This is a genomic window from Streptomyces sp. NBC_01478 (assembly GCF_036227225.1).
In the GTDB taxonomy this organism is placed as follows: Bacteria; Actinomycetota; Actinomycetes; order Streptomycetales; family Streptomycetaceae; genus Streptomyces.
In genome coordinates this window covers 999665-1021791 of sequence record NZ_CP109444.1, presented here as the reverse complement: position 1 = coordinate 1021791, position 22127 = coordinate 999665, and the positions used below count along the sequence as shown (strand labels likewise).

Below are 22127 nucleotides of genomic sequence, written 5' to 3'. Positions count from 1 at the left end.
CCGGCTCCGCCCGCGGCCCCTCGTGGCCGCGGCGGGGCGGTTCCACCCCCGCCGGGCGCACGGGGGCCCGGCTCAGCCGCGCAGCCGTACGGGGATCTCCTGCCAGCCGAAGGCGATGAAGGACGGCACCTGGCGCAGCTCGTCCGGGTCGACGGCGAGCCGCGCGTCCGGGAAGCGGTCGAAGAACGCGGGCAGCGCGGTCAGGGCCTCCACGCGGGCCAGCGGCGCCCCGATGCAGCGGTGCACGCCGATGCCGAAGGAGAGGTGGTCGTCGGCTCCGCGGGCCGCGTCGAAGACGTCCGCGTCGGGGCCGTAGTGCGCGGGGTCGAGTCCGGCCGCGGCGAACGTCGTGATGATGGCGTCCCCGGCCGGGACGGTGATGCCGCCCACGGTGAGGTCGCCGACCGCGAACCGCAGCGGGAGCGAGGCGATGGACGGGTGGACGCGCAGGGTCTCGTCGACGACCGCGTCCCAGCCGATCTTCCCCGAGCGTACGTCCGCGAGCTGCTCGGGGCGCTTGAGCAGGGCGACGATCGCGTTGCCGATGAGGTTGACCGTCGTCTCGAAGCCCGCGCCGATCACCAGCAGCAGCGTGTACAGGAGTTCCTCGTCGCTGAGCCGGTCGCCGTCCTCGTCGCGCACCCGGATCAGTTCGGTGGTGAGGTCGTCGCCGGGGTGCTCGCTGCGGTGGGCGATCAGCGCGGGCAGTACCGTGCCGATCTGCTGCTGCACGAACGCCGCGTGTTCCGGGGACGGGTCCGAGGTGTCCATGATGGCCGCGATCAGCCGGCCGGTGTCGGCCACCAACTCGTCGGGCACACCGAACAGTTCGCAGATGATCCGCATCGGCAGGGGATGGGCGAGGGCGGCCCTGACGTCGACCGTCTCGGCGTCGTCGGCCGCGACCGCGTCGAGCAGCTCCGCGGTGATCGCCTCCACCCGGGCCCGCATCGCCTCGGTGCGCCGGTGCGTGAAGCTCGGCGCGACGAGTTTGCGCAGGCGGGCGTGGTCGGTGCCGTAGGTGGAGAGCATGTTGACGACGCCGACCCAGCCCAACACCCAGCCCCAGGAGGGGTGTTCGCCGATCTCGGGCCACAGGTTCCAGTGCAGGCGCGGGTCCTTGCTGACCTGCGGGTCGAGGATCAGCTCCTTGAGGGTGTCGTAGCCGGTGGGGGCCCAGGCGGGGATGCCGCCGGGCAGTTCGACCGGCACGATCGGGCCGAGGGCACGCAGCTTGGCGCTCTCGGCGGCCATGTCGGCGCCGAACGGGTCGAGGGCGATGCGGTCGGACACGGTCACGACAGGTCTCCTGGCTGGTCGGGGGAGCGGGGGCTGAACCGCACGGGCAGCGACGTGAGCGAGCGATGGAAGGGGCCGGGCCGCCAGGTCAACTGCTCACGTGCCACGACGGGTTCGAGGTCGGGCAGCCACAGGGTGAGCCGCTCGATCGCCTCCGTCGCGATGAGCAGGGTGTGCTGTTTGACCGGGCAGGCGTGCGGGCCGGCCGACCACGACAGATGCGAGGCGTCCTTGGGGTGCCGGCCGCTGACGACCTCCTGCTCGGCGAAGTGCGCGAGCGCGCCGTACGAGACGACGACCGGCATCGCCGGCGTGATCCACGCGCCGTGGAACGTGACGGGCGAACGGGCGTAGTGGATCCCGTAGTTGGCGAGCGGGGTCTCGTGGTGCAGCACCTCCACCACGGCGTCCATGACCGGCCGGGCCCCACTGGTCAGAGTGGAGTAGTACACCGAGGTGCCCAGGATGCGGGACAGGGCGTTCGACACCAGGTTCGCGGTCGGCTCGTGGCCCGCGCCGAGGGTGAGGAACACCTGCCAGGCGACCTCCTCCGGGCTCAGCCCGGCCGGATGGTCCAGCAGCCAGCTCGGCAGGTCGTCGCCGCGCGACTCGGCCTTGGCGGCGATCAGTTCCAGGACGTAACCGCCGAACTCGGCCTCGCCCTCGGCCGCTTGGGCGCCGCCCTCCATCATCATGCCCAGCGCCCGGTCCAGCCGCTCGCTCTGGCCCTCGGGCAGCCCGAACAGGCTGTTGAAGACCAGCGCCATCAGCGGCCGGGCGAACTCGCCCACCAGATCGGCCTGTCCGCGCGGCCCGATCCGGCTCACCAGCACATGCACCGCCCGGTGCACCCGCGCCCGCAGGTCGTGCGGCTCGATCCGCTCGAAGGCGTCGATCAGCGAGGCACGGTAGCGGACGTGCGCCGCGCCGTCCGCGAACAGGGAGTTGGGCCGCCAGCGCATCATCCCGAGGACCGGCGAGTCCTCGGCGACCGTCGACTCCCACGGCCGCGGATCGTGCGAGAACGTGTCGGTGTCGCGCAGCAGCTCCAGCGCGGCCCGCCGCTCCGTGACGACGAACGCCGGTACGCCCGGGGCGAGTTCGGCCCGGCCGACCGGACCCTGGGCGCGCAGGGCGGCGTAGTAGCCGTAGGGATCCAGCGCGAAGCCGTCCTCCCACAGGCGGACGGGTCGGGTGGGCGAGGTGGTGGTCACCGGTGCTCCGGGGGGTCGCGGTCGATCAGATGCTGGACCAGGGCGAGCAGCGCGGCGAGGGACGAGTCCGCGTCCCGCGCGTCACAGGCCACCAGCGGTGTGCCGGGCTCCAGGTCCAGGGCGGCGCGCAGTTGTTCCTCGGTGTGGTGCCGGGGCGCGTCCGGGAAGGTGTTGACGGCGACGGCGTACGGCAGCCCGCTCTCCTCCACCAGCCCGAGCACGTCGAACGAGGCGTCGATCCGACGGCTGTCGACCAGGACCAGCGCCCCCAGCGCGCCGTGGGCGATGTCCTCCCACAGCGCCCGGAACCGCTCCTGCCCCGGTGTGCCGAAGAGGTACAGCACGATCCCGCCCGGCAGGCTGATCCGCCCGAAGTCGATGGCGACGGTCGTCGTCGCCTTCTCCCGCACCCCGTCGAGATCATCGATGGGGACGGACGCCTCGCTGAGCCGCTCCTCGGTGTGCAGCGGCCGGATCTCCGACACCGAGTCGATCAGGGTCGTCTTGCCGACACCGAAGGGTCCCGCGACGAGGATCTTGACCAACTCGCGCGCGGTGTCCGGCAGATGGATGCCGCTAGTGGTGCCTGAGGGCGCGTAGGCCATCTGCGACTCTCTTCAGCAGGTCGGGGTCGAAGCGTTCGGCGGGCGGGATCGGCGCGCGGGCGAGCACCAGGCCCCGGTCGAGCAGACCGGCGGCCAGCACGCGCACCGCGGACACGGGCAGCTCCAGCAGGGCCGCCGCCTCCATCATCGTCAGCGAGCCGCCGTACAGGGCGTCCAGCAGGGCGAGTTGAGCCGCGGGCAGCTCGGGCGGGGCGGGTTCGCCGCTGCCGCTGAGCACCGTCAGCCGTTCCAGATGCGGGCGGCTGGGCCGGGCCACACCGCCGGTCGACAGATACGCGGGAACGAGAGGACGGCCGCCGCGGCGGCCCGTCATGCCGACGCGCCGCCGTCAACTCCCCGCGGAGCGGCGGCCATCGCCTTCTCGCCGAGCCGCGCCACCTGCGAGTGCACCCGGTGTGCCAGCAGATCCAGCCGCACCTCGGTGTCGCCGTAGGCCGCCACACAAGTCCCGTGATCCGTAGGGACGATGAGGACGTACCCGTGGTCCGACTCGATGACGATCTGCCGTATCTCGGCCCGTTCCCGGTCGGCGAACGCGGCCGCGGCGGTACGGCACGCCCCCTGCACCGTGCTGGTGATCGCGGCCACCCGCTCGCCCGAGGCCTGGGACAGCGCGTCGGTGTACCCCCGCACCAGCCCGTCCCGGGTCAGCAGCACGGCCGCCACCACATGCGGCACCTCCAGTATCGGATCGAGCACCCATGCCGTGTCGCCCCCATCGCGGCTGGTCATCTAGCCGCTCCCCCTTCGTAGTCGGTCTGATGTGATCCGTGCGCTGTCACTGTCCCGGGCGCCGAGCCCTTGTCTGCTACGCCGGTTTCGGCGTCGTCGTGCGCGGCGCGCGCGGCGGCGGTGCCGGACTGCAGGGCGGCGAGCGCTGCGGCGGCCTGCTCCGGGCGGCGCTCCGGCTGGTGTGTCTCCGGTGCGGCCGGCCGGGGCGGTGCGACCGGTGCGGCGGTCGCGGTACGCCGGCGGCGGCGCGGCAGGCCGCCGGCATCGGCTGCCGCCTGGTGCCCGGGCAGGTCGGCGACACCGTGTTCGGCCCGCTCGGCCCGCTCGGCTCGCTCGGCCCGGATGGCCCGCTCGGCCCGTGTGGCTCGTTCGTCGTGCTCGGAGCCGTAGGAGTGGGCCGGTGCGGGGGCGGACGTTCGGGTGGGTGCGGGGGCCCGGCGGGTCGAGCGCGGGGCGCCGGCCGCGGGCGGTCGCTGCTCGGGGTCGATCCGGCTGAGGAGATGGCTGTCGATCCGCAGGACCGCGCGGACGCCGCCGTACGGGGAGGGCGAGGACACGTCGACGCTCAGGTCGAACTGCCGGGTCAGGCGGCCGATCGCGGCGAAACCCATGCGCGGCGGGTCGCCCAGGTCGGTGAGCAGGATCGGGCCGGAACCGGCCACCATCCGCCCGGCGTGGTCGCGTTCGTCCTGGGTCATGCCGAGCCCCGCGTCGTCGACGGTGACGCAGGCGCCGTGGTGGACGTGCTCCAGGTTGACCACGACCTCGGTGTCCGGGGCGGAGTGCCGCAGCGCGTTGTCGAGGAGTTCGGCGACGATGATCGCGACCGGTTCGACGGCGTGCGAGACGAGCGCGGTGCCGGCTTCGAGGTGGTTGTGCACCCGCACCCGGTGGTATCCGGCGAGCCGGGCCTGGCCGCCGGTCACCGCCTCGACGAGGTGCGACTCCTCACGGGCGAGTCCGACCCAGGCCCCGCACACGACGGCCGTGACCTGCGCACGGCGCAGCGACTGCTCGTTCTCGTGGTCCAGCGTGAACAGGGTCTGCGTCAACTCCGGGTCGTCGTAGCGCTGTTGGAGCGAGCGGAGGGCGTCCTGCGAGCGGTAGAGCGCGGCCTGGATCTCCCGGGTGGCTCCGCGCATGCCGGCCTGTGCGGCGGCGTCGATGCGGGTGCGCTGAGCGGCGAGTTCCGAACGCACCGCGCTCAGCACGCTTTCGAGGGCGATCCCGAGGGGTGAGCCGATGAACTGCGGCTGCCCGGGCCCCGGTACTGCGACCCGCGGATGGGTGAGATGCCGGGCGGCGGCCGGGATCCGCTGCCCCGCCAGATGCTCGACCTCGGCCGCCAACGCCGCCTGGACGCTGTCCATGTGGGCCCGCAGCTCGGCGATCTCCTCGCGTTGCAGGGCGCGTTGACGCCGCGACCGCAGCAGCCCGGCACCGAGCGCCAGCGCGGACAGTGTGCCGGCGGCGAGCGCGCCGGTCACCAGGTCCGGTAATTCGATCATCGAATCGAGTCCAAGCGAAGTCGGGCAGGCTGAAATTCGGGCAGGGCTGAAGTTCGGGCCCTCAGGCGGGGCGCCCGGAGCACAGTACACACCGTCATCGACCGCTCTCGCACGGTGTCACAAGACTTCCCTCCGAAACTGACCGGCCTCTGTTCGCTTCTGTGCCAAGTGTCTGAAATGGCGTGCGGGGAAAGAGAGTTCGGCCGTTGGTGTCGATGCGTCGCGCACGAGGGGTGAGCGGTGTGACGGGCGTCGCGCGGTGGCTGGTCGGCATCGAGGGGCGCGGCGCGCGTCGGCAGGTGGCTGAAGGCCCCGGCCAGGCGTCGGCGGAGGCTGAAGTCCACGCCCAGCCGCCAGCAGCCGGCCAAGGTCCAAAGCCACAGCATCCCCGCACGAATCAATCGCCGAAACACCCGATTCCGTGGTCATCTCTTGCCGCCGCACCTCTTTCAGGCATATCGTCCGGGCATTCTGTCGCTCACGTCACCGAGGTGCCCCATGGACCGCACGCGCCTACAGGACCTGCTTGCCCGCGAGAGCGCTGAGGCCGAGCGGCTCAACCCGCGTTCGAAGGCCGCCTACGCCCGTGCCGAGCATCTCTTCGGGCGGGTGCCGATGACCTGGATGAACAAGACCGCCGGAGCCTTCCCCCGCTACCTCGACACCGCCCGGGGCGCCCGCGTCACCGACATCGACGGGCACGAGTACATCGACTTCAGCCTCGGCGACACCGGGGCGATGGCCGGCCACTCGCCCACCATCGTCGCGGAGGCGGTGCAACGGCGGTTCGCGGAACAGGGCGGCGCTACGGCCATGCTGCCCACGGAGGACGCCGAGTGGGTCGGCGCGGAACTCACCCGTCGCTTCGGGCTCGCCCGCTGGAGCTTCTCGCTCACCGCGACCGACGCCAACCGCTGGGCGATCCGGCTCGCCCGGGCCGTCACCGACCGCCCCAAGATCCTGGTGAACAGTTACAGCTACCACGGCAGCGTGGACGAGTCCCTCATCGTCGTCGGACCCGACGGCCACGGCACCGCCCGCCCCGGCAACGTCGGCGCCCCCTGCGACGTCACGCTCACCAGCCGCGTCGCCGAGTTCAACGATCCCGCCCAACTGGAACGGGAGTTGGCGCACGGCGACGTCGCCGCCGTCCTCATGGAACCCGCGCTCACCAACATCGGCATCGTGCTGCCCGAGCCCGGCTACCTGGCCGCCGTACGCGAACTGACCAGGAAATACGGCACGTTGCTCATCATCGACGAGACCCACACCTTCTCCGCGGGCCCCGGCGGCTGCACCGCCGCCTGGGACCTCGAACCCGACCTGCTCACCATCGGCAAGGCGATCGGCGGCGGCATCCCGGCCGGTGCCTACGGCCTCTCCGTCGAACTCGCCGACCGGCTGCTCGGCCGTGCCGACCTGGACCTGGTCGACATGGGCGGGGTCGGCGGTACCCTCGCGGGCAACGCGCTCTCCGTCGCCGCGATGCGCGCCACGCTCGAACACGTCCTGACCGACGAGGCGTTCGCCCACATGGCGAAGCTCTCCGAACGCTTCGCGGCCGGAGTGCAGGAAGGCATCGACGCGCACGCGCTGCCCTGGACGGTGAGCCGCCTCGGCGCCCGCAGCGAGTACCGCTTCGCGTCCCCGGCACCGCGCACCGGTACCGAGTCCGAGGCGGCCGGCGACCCGGAGCTGGAGGACTTCCTGCACCTCTACCTCGCCAACCGGGGCATCCTGCTCACCCCGTTCCACAGCATGGCGCTGATGTGCCCCGACACCACCGAGCAGGACGTGGACACCCACACCCGGGTCTTCGCCGACGCGCTCGCCGAACTGGCCGACTGACACAGGGAGTTGGAGAACAGGCACGTGGACGACATCGACCGGGCCATCCTGCGCGAGCTCCAGACCGACGGACGTATCGCCTACGCCGACCTCGGACCGAAGGTCGGTCTGTCCGCGTCGGCCGCCCGGCAGCGGCTCCAACGCCTCTTGGATTCCAAGGCGGTTCAGGTCGTCGGGGTGACCGACCCGATGGCGATGGGCGGGCAGGCCATGGCGCTGCTCGGCATCGAGGTGGACGGCGACCCGCGCGCCGTCGCGGACGAACTCGCCCTGCGCGACGAGGTGGTGTACTCCGTGCTCACCTCCGGCGGGTTCGACCTGTTCGCCGAGGTGGTCACACCCGGGCCACGTGACCTGCTCGACTTCGTCAACGACGTGGTACGGGCGGTCGAAGGGGTCAGGAGCGTCCGGTCGTTCCCGTACTTCGGCATCCACACCCACCGGTTCCTGTGGGACGTGGGATGACCGCGGTCTGAGCGCGGGCCCGAGATGCCGGAGTGATCCCGTGGGCGTCTAATGGGGGTGTCGGGAATGTCCCCTGGCGGAAAAGGCCGAGGTCATGACGCCCACGGATTCCAGTACAGAGGGCAGCGGGGCCGCAGCCACGGGGGTGCTGCGGAGGCTGGGGGAGTGGTGCGCCCGGCACTTCGTGATCGTCATCGTCGCCTGGCTCGTCGCACTCGCCGCGCTCCAGGTCCTCAACAGGTCCTTCGGGGGCGACTATTCGGACGACTTCTCGCTGTCCGGCGTACAGTCCCAGCACGGTCTGCAGGTACTGAAGGACCACGATCCGGCAGCGGGCGGGTACAGCAGCCAGATCGTCCTGCACGACAAGGACAAGACACTGACCTCCCTGGACTCGCAGATGTCCGAGACGGTCGGCGACCTGCAGAAGCTCCCGCACGTCCTGTCGGTCCAGAACCCGCTGCCGCAGCCCGGAGCGCAGACACCGACGTCCTCCGGTCCGAACGTGGGACCCCTGTCGTCCGACGCGAAGACCGGCTACATCACCATCCGCTTCGACGTGCAGCCGTCCACCCTCGGCGACGGCTACCTCCACGGCGTCGACAGCTCCGTGAAGCCGCTGCGCGCCGCCGGTGCCCAGGTCGAGTACGGCGGACCGCTCGGCGAACTCGCCCGGCCCGCCGCCGACGACCGGGTCAGCGAACTCATCGGGTTCGCCGTGGCGATCGTCGTCCTGCTGATCGGCTTCGGCAGTGTTCTCGCCGCCGCGATGCCTCTGGTGACCGCGCTGATCAGCGTGATCGGCGGACTCGCCTGCCTCGGACTGCTGGCGGCGGCGTTCACCTTCGCGACGGTGTCACCGACCCTCGCGACGATGATCGGCATCGGCGTCGGCATCGACTACGCACTGTTCCTGATCACCCGTCACCGGCAGAACCTCATGAACGGCAGCGATCCGGTGCGCGCCGCCGGACAGGCCACGGCCACCAGCGGACGGGCTGTCCTCGTCTCCGGCTGCACCGTGATCATCGCGCTCGCCGGACTGTTCGTGTCCGGCGTGCCCTTCATCGGCAAACTCGGGCTCGCCGCCGCCGTGACGGTCGTGTCGGCGGTCATCGGCGCGCTCACGCTCGTGCCCGCCCTCCTCGGGCTCCTCGGCAAGCGGATCGACCGCTACCGGGTGCGCCGCCCGGTCGCCGAGACCGACGCCGAGCCGGGCGCCGAACCGACGGGCACCTGGCACCGCTACGCGCAACGCGTGGAACACCGGCCGTGGACCTTCCTCGCGGCGGGCATCGCGACCGTGGTCGTCCTCGCGATCCCGGTCTTCTCCCTCCAGCTCGGCCACATCGGCGACGGCGCCGACCCCACCTCGTTCACCGACCGGCGCGCCTTCGACCTGATGACCGACGCCTTCGGGCCCGGCTCCAACGGCCCGCTCACCATCGTCATCGACCAGACGGGCGTCCCGTCCTCCCAGCGCTCGGACCTCACCACCCAGGCCCAGAAGACCCTCGACGGGGTGCATGGTGCCGCCAAGGTCACCCCGCTGACGACCACCAAGGACGGTGACGTGCTCGTCGGCACCGTCTACTCCAAGCAGTCCCCGCAGAGCGCCGACACCACCGACCTCACCAACCGACTCGTCCACGACACCCTGCCCGAGGCGGTCGCCGGCACCTCCGCCAAGGGCTATGTCACCGGCACCACGGCCGCCCAGGTCGACTTCCGCGACATCGTGTCGAGCCGGCTGCCGCTGATCATCGGCGTGGTGGTCGCGCTGGCCTTCCTGATCATCCTCGCCGTCTTCCGCGGCCTCCTGGTCGCCCTCAAGGCCGCCGTCCTCAACGTGCTCTCCATCGCGGCCTCCTACGGCGTCGTCGTGGCCGTCTTCCAATGGGGCTGGGGCGGCCCGGCGCTGGGCGTCTCCGGCAAGGTCCCCATCGAGAGCTACGTCCCGATGATGATGTTCGCGATCATCTTCGGCCTGAGCATGGACTACGAGATCTTCCTGCTCTCCCGCGTCCACGAGGCCTGGCTGCGAACCGGCGACGCCGAGGCGTCCGTCGCGCACGCCCTGGAGATCACCGCGCGCGTCATCACCTGCGCCGCGCTGATCATGGTCAGCGTCTTCGCGGCCTTCGTCCTCAGCGACAACATCGTGGTCAAGATGCTCGGCCTCGGCCTGGCCGTCAGCGTGCTGATCGACGCCACCGTCGTACGGCTGCTGATGGTGCCCGCGGTCATGACCCTGCTGGGCCGGCACGCCTGGTGGACACCCCGTTTCCTGGACCGGATCCTGCCGCACATCGACGCGGAGGGGGAGCGGGAGGCGAGGTGAACCTCAGCCGTCCGGTGTCAGGACGAGCATGCTCACGTCGTCCCGGATCTCCTCCGAGTGCCGCAGCACATCGGCCCACAACCGCTCCGCGAGATCGGCGCGGTCGCCGTTCGAGAGCACGGCCAGCCGGCCGGTGAACGGGTAGAAGACGCCGGCCGCGTCCCGGGCCTCCCACACCCCGTCGGAGGCCAGGAACAGCCGGTCCCCGGGCGACAGCGGCACATCGACACCACCGAGCGGACCCGAGTCCAGCAACCCGAGGCCGAGCGGAGTCCACGGCACGAGGTCGATCTCCATGACCCGGCCCTCGCGCAGCAGCACCGGGGCCGGATGCCCACAGGCCACGATCCGCACGGCCCGCGCGTCCGCCGCGAACTCCAGCAGCACGGCCGTGGCGAACAGCTCCGCGTGCGGCGACCGCGCCGAGTCCACCACGAGCCTGCGGTCGAGCCGCGCGGCGACCGATTCGAGGTCCGGCCGGTCGAGCACCGCCTCCCGGAACGCCCCCAGCAAGGAGGCCACGGTCGCGACGGCCGACAACCCGTGCCCCTGCACATCGCCCATCACCGCCCGCACCCCGTACGGCCCGTCCCGCACATCGAAGAAGTCCCCGCCGACCAGAGTCCCGCGCTGCGCCGCCCGGTACAGCCCCGCACACCCCACCGGCCCCACCCGCTCCGGCAACGGCGGCACGACGGCCCGCTGCGCGGCTTCGGCGACCGTACGTTCCAGATCGAGCTGGGCGTCACGACGACTCCGTACGAAGGAGATGAACACACTCAGCAACGCGACGAAGCAGATCGTCAGCAGATCCGTACTGCCCGGATCATTGAGGTGGAAGGCCGGAACGGTCAGCAGGGCGACACTGAGCCCGCCGAAGAGCACGGTCGCCACCGGGCCGTACGACAGCCCGGCCAGCGGCGGAATGGCGCCCAGCACAAAGCCGATGTCGAGGGAGTGGGGACTCACCAGCGTCGCCACACCCACCCCGCCGACCAGCACCCCCGGCAGGACCCGCACCCACAGCGGGGCCGGCGCGCCCCGAAGCCACCCACGCCGGGCCGGCTCCCGGCTCCGGCGCGCCACCAGACCCCGCACCATTCCCACACCACCACGCTCCTACGGCGGGACCGGCCCCGCACGCCGAGCGCCCGGCCGGTCGGGCACTGTCCGCCGTTCGCCGAAGTCGAGATCAATCCGCAGATCAACTGAAAGATCGGTCAGATCAGCCAATACGCACCAATCCGCAAGGGCGGCCGTTCCGAATCCTCAAGCGTCAGGGAAGTTGGCATGGAGGACGGACGGTATGACACCTAACTTCAGGAGCGGTGCGCGGCGCAGCAGCGTCGCGACCCTCGTAGCAGGTGCGCTGGCCGCCGGGGGACTCGCAGCCGCCGGCATGACCACGCTGGAACCGGGGGCGGCTTCCGCCTCCAGTCACCGGGAGGCCCCGCTGATCTCGGGGCAGCCCAAGTACGACAACACGGACGTGTACGCGTTCGTCAGTCCGGACGATCCGGAGACGACGACGATCATCGCGAACTGGATCCCGTTCGAGGACCCGGCGGGCGGCCCGAACTTCTACACGTTCGCGGACGACGCCCAGTACGACATCCACATCGACAACAACGGTGACGCGCAAGGTGAGTTGCTGCTGCGCTACACCTTCAGGACGCACACGAAGAACAAGAAGACGTTCCTGTACAACACGGGCCCGGTCACCAGCCTGGACGACCCGGACCTGAACGTCACGCAGACCTACGACATCGACCTGCTCAAGCTGCACAATCAGAGCCTCGTGTCGAAGACGAAGCTCGCCGACGACATACCGGTGGCTCCGTCGAACGTCGGCAAGGCGTCGATGCCGGACTACGGCACGCTGCGCGGGCAGGCCGTGCGTCAACTCGCCCACGGAGGGCGGACGTTCGCCGGTCAGGCGGACGACCCGTTCTTCCTGGACCTGCGGGTGTTCGACCTGCTCTACGGCGGCAATCTGAGCGAGGTCGGCAACGACACCCTCAAGGGCTACAACGTCAACTCGATCGCCCTGCAACTGCCCACCGACATGATTACCGAGTCGAAGCGGCAGCCGGTCGTCGGTATCTGGTCGACCACCCAACGGAAGAACGCCCAGGGGAACTTCGAGCAGGTCTCACGGCTGGGCAACCCGCTGGTCAACGAGGTCGTCAATCCACTGAAGGACAAGGACAAGTTCAACGCGTCCTCGCCGTGGAACGACGGGCAGTTCCTGAAGAACGTGACCAACCCGGAACTGCCGAAGCTCATGGAGGCCGTCTACAAGATCAAGGCACCCGCGGAACCCCGCAACGATCTCGTCGATGTCTACCTGAAGGGCGTCAAGGGCCTCAACCAGCCCCCGGGCGTGCGACCGGCGGAGATGCTGCGCCTGAACACCTCGATCAAGCCGGCCGCCGACCCGAAACGGCTCGGTGTCCTCGACGGCGACAACGCGGGCTTCCCGAACGGACGCCGGCTCACCGATGACGTCGTGGACATCTCGCTCCAGGCCGTCGAGGGTGAACTGGTGGGTTCCAAGAACGACTTGGGGGACGCGGTCGACGCGAACGACCAGAAGTTCGGCGGTTCCTTCCCCTACCTGGCCGAGCCCGTCGCCGGTTCGCGAGGCCCGCTCGCGAAGGGCACGGCCGGTGGCAACAGCGTCCGCGACCAGGTGGGCGACGCCCTGCAGCCGGCAGGCTCCGCGGGCGGTACGCGCGACACCGGCCTGATCGCCGCCTCGGCGGCCTCGGGCGCGGCGGGCATCCTGCTGATCGGCCTGGGCCTGGCCTGGTGGCGTCGGCGCATGCGCTCGAACTGAGCGGCACGGAACGGGAGAGGGCGGGGGCCGCGCTCCCGCCCTCTCCGGCTTCAGAACGGCGTGAGCGTCAGCCGTATCCCCGTCGGCGCCGTGTCCTGCACGTACGACGCGAAGTCCGCGACGTCGTCGAAGGCGAAGCCGTACGCCTTGCCGTCGGCGGTGGCCGCGTGCACCGCCCTCGCGTAGTGGTTGGTGAGGTCGGTGCGGTAGAACGCCGAGGCGTCGGTGGTCGGTTGGGCGGGGTCCGACAGGAGCGTGGAGCGGTTGAAGCCCGCGCCGAGCACGGCCGCGACCGGGCCCGTGGTGCCGTCGTTGGGGGCGGCCAGGTTGCCGTCGCAGAACAGCACGTCCCGCGTCGACGGCTTGGCGAACGAGACCGAGGCCGGTCCGGTGAACGTGAACCGGTCGGCGCGCACCCGCCCGGTGAAGGCGCCCGCGTTCGTGCTGACGGTGAGGTCCTTGCCGGTGTACGTGCTCCACACCTCGTCGATGTACGGCGCGAAGTAGTCCGCGGCGAACAGGCCCGCGTCCAGTCCGTGCCCCGGCGCGACGACCCGCGTGTCGCCCACGATCAGCGGGGCGAACGCCTCGACCTGCCGCACCGCGTCGAACACGGACGCCCGGCCGCCGTCGCGCAGGGTGCCCGTCGTCCGGTCCTGCGCGCCGGTCAGCCGGATGCTCAGCGGCACGCTGAACATGTCGACCATCGTCGTGTTGCAGAACATGCCCGCCGTGTTGTGCGTGAACTCGGCGCAGTCGTGCAGGATTTGGTAGTTGGGGTCGGAGGTCACCCAGCCGGCCGGGTACTGGAGTGCCGGATCGCCGTTGCCGTCCGCCACGGCCTTGAACCTGAGTTTCGCGCCGAGCGAGACGTAGATGCGGCCCGACAGGTACGGGAGCGAAATCGTCGTCTCCGCACCGGAGCCGAGGCTGATCGCGTAGTCGGTGAAACCGTCGGCGCCGTTGTCCGAGAGCGCGATCGGCGCGAGCGTGCCGTCCGCAGTGACCCGCACCTGCTTGCCGTCCGCGTTTCCGACGATGTAGACGTGCACGTTCGCGTTGTCGAACGAGCCGCTGTTGTTGACCAGCGTCAGCGGGAGGGCGCCCGCCTGATCGGCGCTGGTCTCCGGGGACTTGGTGTCCGCGAGGGCGTGCGGCGCCAGCGCCGCGAGTGCGGGAGCGGCCACCGCGGCGCCCCCGAGCGCGAAGAGGAGCTTGCGGCGGCCGAGCGGGCGCTGATGGCGGGGGGTCGGGGGAGTCATGTGGGGGGCCTCCGGACGTCGGGCAGTTCGAAGCGGACGGTGCCGACGCGTTGAGAGCGCTCTCACAGCGTGCGTCGGCACCGCCGCCGGAGCCCGATGTTACGCACGAGAGGCGCCCCGGCCAAGGGTTCGACGGGACGTCGTCACCTCGCTGACCTGCGGGAACCCGGCAAGATGGATGGCTTAATCCCTGCTTAAGGATCACTTAAGTGCCTGGCGAAGCGTTCACCCGTGCTTCATCACCCGTACCCGGGCGCCTCTTCCCTCCCATCGCGCGGCCTCCTAGCCTCGCGGGGCCCCCTGTCTTCCGGGCCTGTCTCTTCGGCCCCCCATGTCCCTTCTCCGAAAGGCGACTTGACGCATGCGTCACCAACTACTGGGCACGGCACGGCGGTTCGGCCTCGGAGCCGCGGCGGTGGCGACCGCGACCGCGCTCGCCGCGGCCGCCCCGTTCCCCGCCCTCGCGGCGGCGACCGGCTCCGCGGGCGAGCTGTCCTCGCTCGTCGACCCGCTGATCGGTTCCTCCAACGGCGGCAACACCTACCCCGGCGCCACCCTCCCGTCCGGCATGATCGCCTGGTCGCCGACCAGCACCACCGGCGACCAGACCAGCACGGGCGCGGCCAACGGATACGAGTACGGCGCCACCCGCATCCGCGGTCTGAGCCTCACCCACGTCAACGGCGCGGGCTGCAACCCCGGCGCGGCCGGCGACGTACCGATCATGCCGTTCGTCGGCGACGTCACCTCGTCACCCTCGGCGGACACCAAGGACGCCGTCTACGCGTCGAACTTCTCGCACGCCGACGAGAAGGCCACCCCCGGCCGCTACACCCTCGGTCTCGCCTCCGGAGCCACCGCCGACCTGGCCGTCAGCAAACGCGCCGGAGTCGCCGACTTCACCTTCCCCTCCGACCGTCCGGCGAGTCTGCTCTTCCGCGTCTCCAACTCCCTCAACGGCAGCGCCGACGCGCACGTCGACATCGACACCGTCCACCACAAGGTGACCGGCTGGGTCCTCACCGGCGCCTTCTGCGGGCGCCGCGCCAACGGCGGCGTCAACAACCGCAAGAGCTACTACCGGCTCTACTTCAGCGCCTCCTTCGACCGCGCCTTCTCCTCGGTCGGCACCTGGCACGACAGCACGGTGTCGCCCGGTTCGACGACCGCCTCCGGGGGCGAGGGATACGCCACCGGCGCCGACCGCGCGGGTCGCGGATCCGGCGGCTGGGTCGGCTTCGACACGACATCTGACAACGATGTCCACATGCGGCTCGGCATCTCGTACGTCAGCCTCGCCGGAGCCGAGACCAACCTCCGCCAGGAGATCGCCCCGCACGCGCGCGTGGCCGACGTCGCCACAGCGGGCGCCCGCGCGTGGGACCGCGAACTGAGCACCGTACGCATCGACGGCGGCACCCCCGCCCGCCGCCAGACCTTCTACACGGCGCTGTACCACGCCCTCATGCAGCCCAACCTGATCAGTGACACCGACGGCCGTTACTGGGGCATGGACCAGGCCGTCCACCGGCTGGCGCGCGGACAGCGGGCGCAGTACAGCAACTTCTCCGGCTGGGACCAGTACCGCGCCCAGATCCAACTGCTCGCCCTCCTGAAGCCCACCGTCGCGGGCGACTTCGCCCAGTCGCTCTACAACTTCGCCCGGCAGAACGGCGGAGTCTGGGACCGCTGGGTGCACATCAGCGGCGCCACCCACGTCATGACCGGCGACCCGTCCGCCGCGACCCTGGCCACCTTCTACGCCATGGGCGTCCGCAACTTCGACTACCAGGGGGCCTTCGACTCACTCGTCCACCAGGCCACCGTGCCCAACGCGGACGAGCTCTCGGACGCCGGCTGCCCCGGCCAGTGCGTGGGCCAACGCCCCAACCTGGCCCAGTACATGACCTCTCACTACGCGGCCCAGGACGCGTGCCACTGCTGGGGCGGCGCCGCCGAGACCCTGGAGGACGCGGTCGCCGACTCCGCCCTCGCCCAGTGGGCCAAACTGCTCGGCCGGACCGCCGAGGCGAAGACCTTCACCGAACGCGGCGCCTACTGGAGCAACGTCTTCAATCCCGCCACCGGTTACATCCAGGCCCGCAACCTCGACGGCTCCTGGGTGACACCGTTCAACCCGGCGAGCGATCTCGGCTTCGCACAGGGCTCGGCCGCCGCCTACGTGTGGATGGTCCCGCAGGACGTCCAGGGGCTGGCCGAGGCGATGGGTGGACGCGAGACGGCCGCCACCCGGCTCGACGGCTTCTTCCACACCGCGGACGGGGCGTGGTCGGTCCGGGGCGGCGACGCGCTGCGCTACGACCCGACCAACGAGCCCGACATCCACGCCCCCTGGCTCTACAACTCCCTGGGCCAGCCCTGGAAGACCCAGGCGACGGTCCGCCAGATCCTCGACACCGCCTACGGCACCGGACCCAAGGGCCTGCCCGGCAACGACGACCTCGGCACCATGTCCGCCTGGTACGTCTTCTCCGCTCTCGGCATCTATCCGCGCACCCCGGGCAGCGCCGACCTGCTGCTCGGCGCACCGCTGTTCCCGAAGGCGGTCGTGGACCGGCCGGGCCGCACGGACATCGTCGTCACCGCCCCCGACGCCGACGACACCCACCGGTACGTCGACGCCGTACGGCTCGACGGCCATGACCTCACGCGCGCGTGGACCGGCGCGGGACCGACCCTCAAGGGCGGCAGGCTGGACGTCCGGCTCGCCACCGAACCGAACACGAGCTGGGCGACCGACCCGGTACACCTCCCGAAGTGACGCGCACCGGCCCGGCGGAGCCCCGCTCCGCCGGGCCGACCCGGAAATGCGGTGGACGGGCGGCGGACCCGTCCCCTAACGTGCGGGTACACGCCCTGAGACCAGCGGAAGGAGGCGAGTGCCATGAGGTCCACAACACCCCAGCGCTCCCTCCCCGTTGACCCGGCGTGACACGACTGACCTGACCGGGAGCGCTCCACGCCGTACCCCTCCCGGAGGAAATCCATGACCGATCTGGTCATTCGCGCGCTCGACGAGAGCGACGCCCATCTTTTCGACACCCTTCCCGACCCGCTCGGCGCCCGAGCCGCGAACCGGCTGACGACCTGGCGGCCCGACTGGCAGCGGGTGGCGCTGCGCGACGGCACGGTCGTCGCGCGCGGCGCCTGGTGGGGCGGCCCGAACGACACCGAACCCCTCACCGTCAACTGCTTCGACGTGCTCGAGGGCGAGGAGGAGGCAGGGGCCGAACTCCTGCGCAGCGCACCCTGGCGCGTCGGCGCGGAACTGAACCTCCCCGCCGGCTGGCGCGACAGCCCCGAGGCGCGCGCCGCCGCCGAGGCACGCTTCACCGCCCTGCGCGCGGCCGGGTACGACCTCCTGGTCGAGCGCTTCATCTACCGGTGGACCCCGGAGTGCGGGCTGCCCGAACGCCCCGGACGGCTCGTCTTCGCCCCCGAACCGGACGACGCCGTGTTCTTCGACGCACTGCGCCGCATCCACTCCGTCACCCTCGACGCCCATTCCCAACTGGCCATCCGACAAGGGGGAGTCGACCAGGCCGCACAGGAGGAGATCGACTTCTTCCGCTGGTGCCCGTCCCCACGTGAGTGGTGGCAGGTCGCCCGCACCCCCGAGGGAGACCTCGCGGGCATCCACATCCCGGCCCACAACCCGTCGGGCCCGTGCATCGGCTTCATCGGCGTCGTACCGGAACAGCGCGGCCACGGCTACGCCCGCGACCTGCTCGCCGAGTGCACCCACTACCTCGTCGAACGCGGCGCCGAGTTCATCGCCGCCGCCACGGACCAGGTCAACTTCCCGATGGCCGCGCACTTCGCCAAGGCCGGCTACCCGGTCATCCGGGAGCGGGCCAACTTCCATGTCGTCGAGTAACCGCACCGCCCCGTAGCCCCGAGGGACAGTCGGCCCGGCCCGCGATCCGCACCGGGCCGACTGTCAGTGCCGGGTGCCATGCTGGCGACAGGTTGATCCACGGCACATGGTTCTACGACACGTGGTTCCACGGCACATCGCTCTACGGCGGGATGGAGGCGGGCATGGGGTTCGTCGGCGAGGTCTGGCAGGTGCGCACGCGCGCGGAAGCGGGCGCGGAACCGGTGGGGGAGATCCTGATCGACGACGCCGATTTCCCTTGGCTGTCGGGCAAGTTCACCCCGGGTCCGGCCTTCGACGCCGTACGGGACCTGTTCGCGCGGGAACTCGCCCTGGTGCAGGCGGACGACGAGTGGACGCGGTGGGAGGAGGTCTACGACGAGGTCCGGCGGCAGGTGACGCTCACCTCGCCGGACGGGCCCGTCCCCGAGTTCCTGCTGCACATCGAGGGGGAGCGGGCCTGGTTCCGGTGGAGCGACGAGCCGTTCGGCGAGGACGAGGAGGCGCCCGACGGCGGGTGATCAGCCGGCGTCGGCGTCCACCATGGCTTCGGCCTCGGCCAGGATCTCGGTGACCCGCTGTCCGAAAGCCGCGTCGCACGGGTGCGGTCGGCCCGTGCGCACCGCCTCGGCCAGCGCGTCGGCGGCCCGCACCAGGGCGGACACCGCGTCGCCCGAGCTGTCGGGGATGCTGGTCACCCCGGCCGCGCCGCGCAGTTCGACCGTGGCTCCCGCCGCCGCGGTCGGCGCGGTGAGGCTCAGGGTCAGCGTGCTGGACGCACCGCCGGCGTGGTTCAGGACCAGCAGGACCGTGTCGCCGGGACCCCGCACGGCGGCGGCCACCCGGCGGACGTCGCCGAGGACCGGCAGCAGCACGGACAAGGCATGCGGGCCCACGTCCCACAGCGCACCCTTCTCCTGCCGCCAGGGCGAGGCCGCGAACGGGCTGTCGCTGGTGAACACCGAGCCGAGCCACTCGGCCCGGGCCGTGAACCAGCCCTCGGCGGCGGCCTGTTCGGTGATCCACGCCTCCGTCTCGGGCTGGAAGCGGGTGGTGAAGAACACGACCGACGCGACCCCGGCCTCCCGCACCGCGTCGACCACGGTCCGCCCCTGATCCACCGTCGGCGCCAGCGGCTTGTCCAGCAGCAGATGACATCCCGCCCGCGCGGCCCGCACCGCCAACTCGGCCTGCACGGACGGCGGCAGCGCCACGGCGACGGCGTCCACGTCCGCGAGCAGGGCGTCGACATCGTCGTAGGCCGGTACACCGTGCCGGTCGGCCAGTTCCTTGGCGGCGTCGGCGCGGCGGCCCCACACGCCCGCGAAGTCCCACGCGTCGTGCCCACTGAGGGCGGGGGCGTGAGCCATCTGGGCCCAAGGGCCGGTGCCGAGCAGTCCGATACGCATGACGCTGCCTTTCCGCGGTCGAGCCGGGTGGCGGGCCGGAGTCGATCCGGCCGTCCGGTCGCAGGTGAGCGTGCCATACGACCGGGGCGGGTGCGCAAGCACTCCCCGCCACTCGGCGCATCGCGCGGCCCATGGGAGGGACGAGGAGTGATTCGCCTGGTCGAGTCCTAGCGCAGCCGAGCCGCGGCGCGGTCGTGGTCCCGCTCGGCCGGCCTCAGTCGTTCTCAGCCGTTCTCGGTCGCGAAGGGACCGCCGCCACCGAACACGAGCCGCCCGAAGTTCTCGCCGATGCGCCGGTGTCCCGCCGGGTCGGGGTGGACCGCGTCCGGGAGCGGGAGTTCGGCGTAGTCCTTGTCGCCGTAGAGGTCACGGCCGTCGAGGTAGTGCAGGTTCGGGTCGTCGGTCGCCCGCTGCTCGACGATCCTGGCGAGTTCGGCGCGGATGACGGTGAGCGTCAGACGCCCGAGGGCCCGTTCGGCAGGGTCGCCGGTCGCCCTGAACCCCAGGGTCCCGCCGTCGAAGTCGGGCATGAGCGGGCCCGGAGTGTCCTCCTGGACCGGGCAGAGGATCGGGGACACGACCAGCAGCGGGGTGGTCGGATGCCCCTCGCGGAGGGTGTCGAGGAAGCCGTGGACCGCGGGACCGAAGGCGCGCAGGCGCATCGCGTCGGCGTTGACGACATTGATGCCGATCTTGACGCTGATCAGATCCGCGGGGGTGTCCCGCATCGCCCGGGCGGTGAACGGGTCGAGCAGTGCGCTGCCGCTGAACCCCAGGTTGACCAGCTCCACTTGACCCCGGGCGGCTGCCAGCGCCGGCCAAGTGGCCGTCGGATGCGTGGCGTTCGAGCCATGGCTGATGGAACTGCCGTGGTGCAGCCATACCTTGCGCCCATTGTCCCGCGCCCTTTCGACGGGGGCGTCGGTGCGCAGGGCGATCACCTCGGTGATCTCCGTGTGCGGGAGCCAGATCTCGACGTCCTTGTCACCTGCCGGGAGACCGGTGAAACGGGCGGTGCCGGGCGGCCCCTCCGTGAGCTCGGAGGTCTGGGTCACCATGTCGGTGATCGTGCGCACCCGGCCGCCGGGCACCGTGGCCTGCGCGGTGAGGCGGCCGTCGACCAGCAGGTCGTACACGCCGTCCGGCGGGGGCGGGAATCCCCGGTGGACGCGCTTGGTGGGCAGTGTGTCCAGGTCGATGGTGGTGGCCCGGGTGCGGAAGACCAGCCGTACACCTGAGGGTTGTGCCTCGGCCACGGCTGTCTGGTCGTCGGGTATCTGCCGGCGTGCGCGGGCGGGCAGCCGGTGCGGCAGCAGGCCGTGCGCGGTCGTCTCCACGTCCAGGTGGCCTCGCAGCAGGTCGGTGGTGACGGGGGTGGTGATCATGTCGTGCTCGGTGTTCATCGCCTCAACCTGGTGATCGGGGTTTCCGGGACGGTCGGGTGTGTCAGGTCCGGGGCGCGGCCAGGTTCCGGAGCAGCGTGTCGAGGGAATCCACGATCCAGGTCCAGGACTCCCGCGCGTCGGGCGCGCTGTGCTCGAAGCCGCCGGCCAGCTCCAGGCTGACGTAGCCGTGGAAGACGCTGCCCAGCATCCGGACGGCGTGGGTCTGGTCCGGCTCGGCCAGGTCGTAGCCGCGCAGGATCGCCCGGGTCATCTGCGCGTGCCGTACCCCCGCGCTGGCGGCCGCCGTCTCGGGATCGAGCCGGAGCCGTGCCGCGTCGTACCGGCCGGGGTGCTCCCGGGCGTAGTCGCGGTAGGCGTCGGCGAAGGCGGCCAGGGCGTCCTTGCCGGCCCGTCCGGCCAGGGCGTCGGAGACCCGGTCGGCGAGTTCCTCCAGGGCGAACAGGGCGATCCTGGTGCGGAGTTCCTGGGAGTTCTTCAGGTGTGAGTACAGACTCGCGACCTTGACGTCAAACCGTCGGGCGAGCGCCGAGACGGTCACCTGGTCGAAGCCCACCTCGTCGGCCAGCTCCGCCCCCGCCAGGGTCAGCCGCTCCGGCGTCAGTCCTGCTCTGGCCATGATCTTCCTCCCATTCGACGATAACTATTATGCATTTGCCTAAAGGTTTTAGGCAAACTAGCGTGCCGTTCATGAGACCTCTGACCGAGCGGGAGATCCGCACCGCCTTCGTGAACTGCACCAAGGGCGAGGCCAAGCGCCTGTCCGTCCCCCGTGACCTGGCCGAGCGGCCCTGGGACGACCTGGACTTCCTCGGCTGGCGGGACCCCCAGGCCCCCGACCGGGCCTATCTGGCCGCCGAGCTGGACGGCCGCCTCACGGCGGTCGCGCTGCGCGCCACCGGTGCCGCCTCCTGGCAGGCGCGGCGCAGCATGTGTTCGCTCTGCCTGACCACCCACACCGGAGGCGTCTCCCTCATGGCCGCCGCGAAGGCCGGCAGGGCGGGACAGCAGGGCAACTCCGTGGGCGCCTACATATGCAGCGACCTCGCCTGCCCGCTGTACGTGCGCGGCAAGAAGGACGCGGGCGTCGGCGCACGGCTGCCCGAATCACTCACCCTGGAGGAGAAGATCCGACGGACCGTCACCAACCTCACGGCGTTCGTCGCCAGGATCGCCGCGCATTGAGCAGTCCCGCTGCTGGATGCGTTCGGTTTCTTCTATTGGACCTGGGGGCCCGGGCCGGAGAGGCTGGAGGGCGCGACAGTCGGACGACCGAGCCGGAA

General features: G+C 71.2%; 19 protein-coding genes. 8 read left to right on the top strand and 11 right to left on the bottom strand.

Features of this window, described 5'->3' with window-relative positions; genetic code table 11:
* Positions 1-72: 72 nt before the first annotated feature.
* From OG223_RS04520 to OG223_RS04495, 6 genes are read right to left on the bottom strand one after another with little or no spacing between them, the layout of a single operon-like run.
* The gene (locus OG223_RS04520) at positions 73-1299 is read right to left on the bottom strand and encodes a cytochrome P450 family protein (RefSeq protein WP_329242675.1); all 1227 of its coding nucleotides are present in this window, start codon (positions 1297-1299) and stop codon (positions 73-75) included.
* Positions 1296-2513 (bottom strand): cytochrome P450, encoded by a 1218-nt coding sequence (locus OG223_RS04515; RefSeq protein ID WP_329242672.1) that lies wholly within the window; start codon positions 2511-2513, stop codon positions 1296-1298. The genes OG223_RS04520 and OG223_RS04515 overlap by 4 nt, the downstream gene beginning before the upstream one ends.
* Positions 2510-3118, bottom strand: coding sequence for a GTP-binding protein (locus OG223_RS04510; protein WP_329242669.1), 609 nt, complete (start codon positions 3116-3118; stop codon positions 2510-2512). The genes OG223_RS04515 and OG223_RS04510 overlap by 4 nt, the downstream gene beginning before the upstream one ends.
* Positions 3090-3452: a DUF742 domain-containing protein gene (locus tag OG223_RS04505; protein WP_329242667.1), complete on the bottom strand. Its 363-nt coding sequence runs from the start codon at positions 3450-3452 to the stop codon at positions 3090-3092. The genes OG223_RS04510 and OG223_RS04505 overlap by 29 nt, the downstream gene beginning before the upstream one ends.
* Entirely contained in the window at positions 3449-3871 is a 423-nt protein-coding gene (locus tag OG223_RS04500) for a roadblock/LC7 domain-containing protein (protein WP_329242665.1), read from the bottom strand. The genes OG223_RS04505 and OG223_RS04500 overlap by 4 nt, the downstream gene beginning before the upstream one ends.
* The gene (locus OG223_RS04495; RefSeq protein WP_329242663.1) at positions 3868-5379 is read right to left on the bottom strand and encodes an ATP-binding protein; all 1512 of its coding nucleotides are present in this window, start codon (positions 5377-5379) and stop codon (positions 3868-3870) included. The genes OG223_RS04500 and OG223_RS04495 overlap by 4 nt, the downstream gene beginning before the upstream one ends.
* A 498-nt stretch (positions 5380-5877) precedes the next feature.
* Here OG223_RS04495 and OG223_RS04490 point away from each other — a divergent pair, with 498 nt between their 5' ends.
* The 3 genes from OG223_RS04490 to OG223_RS04480 all read left to right on the top strand — a co-directional run bounded on the left by OG223_RS04490 (position 5878) and on the right by OG223_RS04480 (position 10033).
* Complete coding sequence (locus OG223_RS04490; protein WP_329242660.1) at positions 5878-7227, top strand: transaminase; 1350 nt, start codon at positions 5878-5880, stop codon at positions 7225-7227.
* A 24-nt stretch (positions 7228-7251) separates the two neighbouring features.
* Positions 7252-7692, top strand: a complete 441-nt coding sequence (locus OG223_RS04485; protein WP_329242657.1) for an Lrp/AsnC family transcriptional regulator — start codon at positions 7252-7254, stop codon at positions 7690-7692.
* A gap of 94 nt (positions 7693-7786) precedes the next feature.
* Positions 7787-10033, top strand: coding sequence for an MMPL family transporter (locus OG223_RS04480; RefSeq protein ID WP_329242655.1), 2247 nt, complete (start codon positions 7787-7789; stop codon positions 10031-10033).
* A gap of 3 nt (positions 10034-10036) precedes the next feature.
* Here OG223_RS04480 and OG223_RS04475 read toward each other — a convergent pair whose 3' ends face one another.
* Positions 10037-11134, bottom strand: a complete 1098-nt coding sequence (locus OG223_RS04475) for a PP2C family protein-serine/threonine phosphatase (protein ID WP_329265129.1) — start codon at positions 11132-11134, stop codon at positions 10037-10039.
* 205 nt (positions 11135-11339) lie between these two features.
* Here OG223_RS04475 and OG223_RS04470 point away from each other — a divergent pair, with 205 nt between their 5' ends.
* Positions 11340-12872 carry a DUF4331 domain-containing protein gene (locus OG223_RS04470; protein WP_329242652.1) on the top strand — a complete coding sequence of 511 codons (1533 nt, stop codon included), beginning with the start codon at positions 11340-11342 and terminating at the stop codon, positions 12870-12872.
* Positions 12873-12922: 50 nt separating this feature from the next.
* On the opposite strand, the gene OG223_RS04465 is transcribed toward OG223_RS04470, so the two are convergent.
* The gene (locus OG223_RS04465) at positions 12923-14134 is read right to left on the bottom strand and encodes a beta-1,3-glucanase family protein (RefSeq protein WP_329242650.1); all 1212 of its coding nucleotides are present in this window, start codon (positions 14132-14134) and stop codon (positions 12923-12925) included.
* A gap of 361 nt (positions 14135-14495) precedes the next feature.
* Between OG223_RS04465 and OG223_RS04460 the strand changes: the two genes are divergently transcribed.
* The 3 genes from OG223_RS04460 to OG223_RS04450 all read left to right on the top strand — a co-directional run bounded on the left by OG223_RS04460 (position 14496) and on the right by OG223_RS04450 (position 18553).
* Positions 14496-16916 (top strand): GH92 family glycosyl hydrolase, encoded by a 2421-nt coding sequence (locus OG223_RS04460; RefSeq protein ID WP_329242647.1) that lies wholly within the window; start codon positions 14496-14498, stop codon positions 16914-16916.
* A gap of 225 nt (positions 16917-17141) precedes the next feature.
* Positions 17142-18032: a GNAT family N-acetyltransferase gene (locus OG223_RS04455; protein WP_329242644.1), complete on the top strand. Its 891-nt coding sequence runs from the start codon at positions 17142-17144 to the stop codon at positions 18030-18032.
* Positions 18033-18196: 164 nt separating this feature from the next.
* Complete coding sequence (locus OG223_RS04450; RefSeq protein ID WP_329265127.1) at positions 18197-18553, top strand: hypothetical protein; 357 nt, start codon at positions 18197-18199, stop codon at positions 18551-18553.
* Here OG223_RS04450 and OG223_RS04445 read toward each other — a convergent pair whose 3' ends face one another.
* The 3 genes from OG223_RS04445 to OG223_RS04435 form a co-directional block, all read right to left on the bottom strand.
* A complete protein-coding gene (locus tag OG223_RS04445) occupies positions 18554-19441 on the bottom strand; it encodes a Gfo/Idh/MocA family protein (protein WP_329242641.1) in 888 nt (295 codons plus the stop codon). It lies immediately after the preceding gene.
* Between the two features lie 224 nt (positions 19442-19665).
* Entirely contained in the window at positions 19666-20844 is a 1179-nt protein-coding gene (locus OG223_RS04440; RefSeq protein WP_329242639.1) for a GDSL-type esterase/lipase family protein, read from the bottom strand.
* Positions 20845-20887: 43 nt separating this feature from the next.
* Positions 20888-21463 carry a TetR/AcrR family transcriptional regulator gene (locus tag OG223_RS04435; RefSeq protein WP_329242637.1) on the bottom strand — a complete coding sequence of 192 codons (576 nt, stop codon included), beginning with the start codon at positions 21461-21463 and terminating at the stop codon, positions 20888-20890.
* Between the two features lie 71 nt (positions 21464-21534).
* On the opposite strand from OG223_RS04435, the gene OG223_RS04430 reads away from it, so the two are divergent.
* Positions 21535-22029 carry an FBP domain-containing protein gene (locus OG223_RS04430; RefSeq protein ID WP_329242634.1) on the top strand — a complete coding sequence of 165 codons (495 nt, stop codon included), beginning with the start codon at positions 21535-21537 and terminating at the stop codon, positions 22027-22029.
* The last annotated feature ends 98 nt before the right edge of the window (positions 22030-22127 follow it).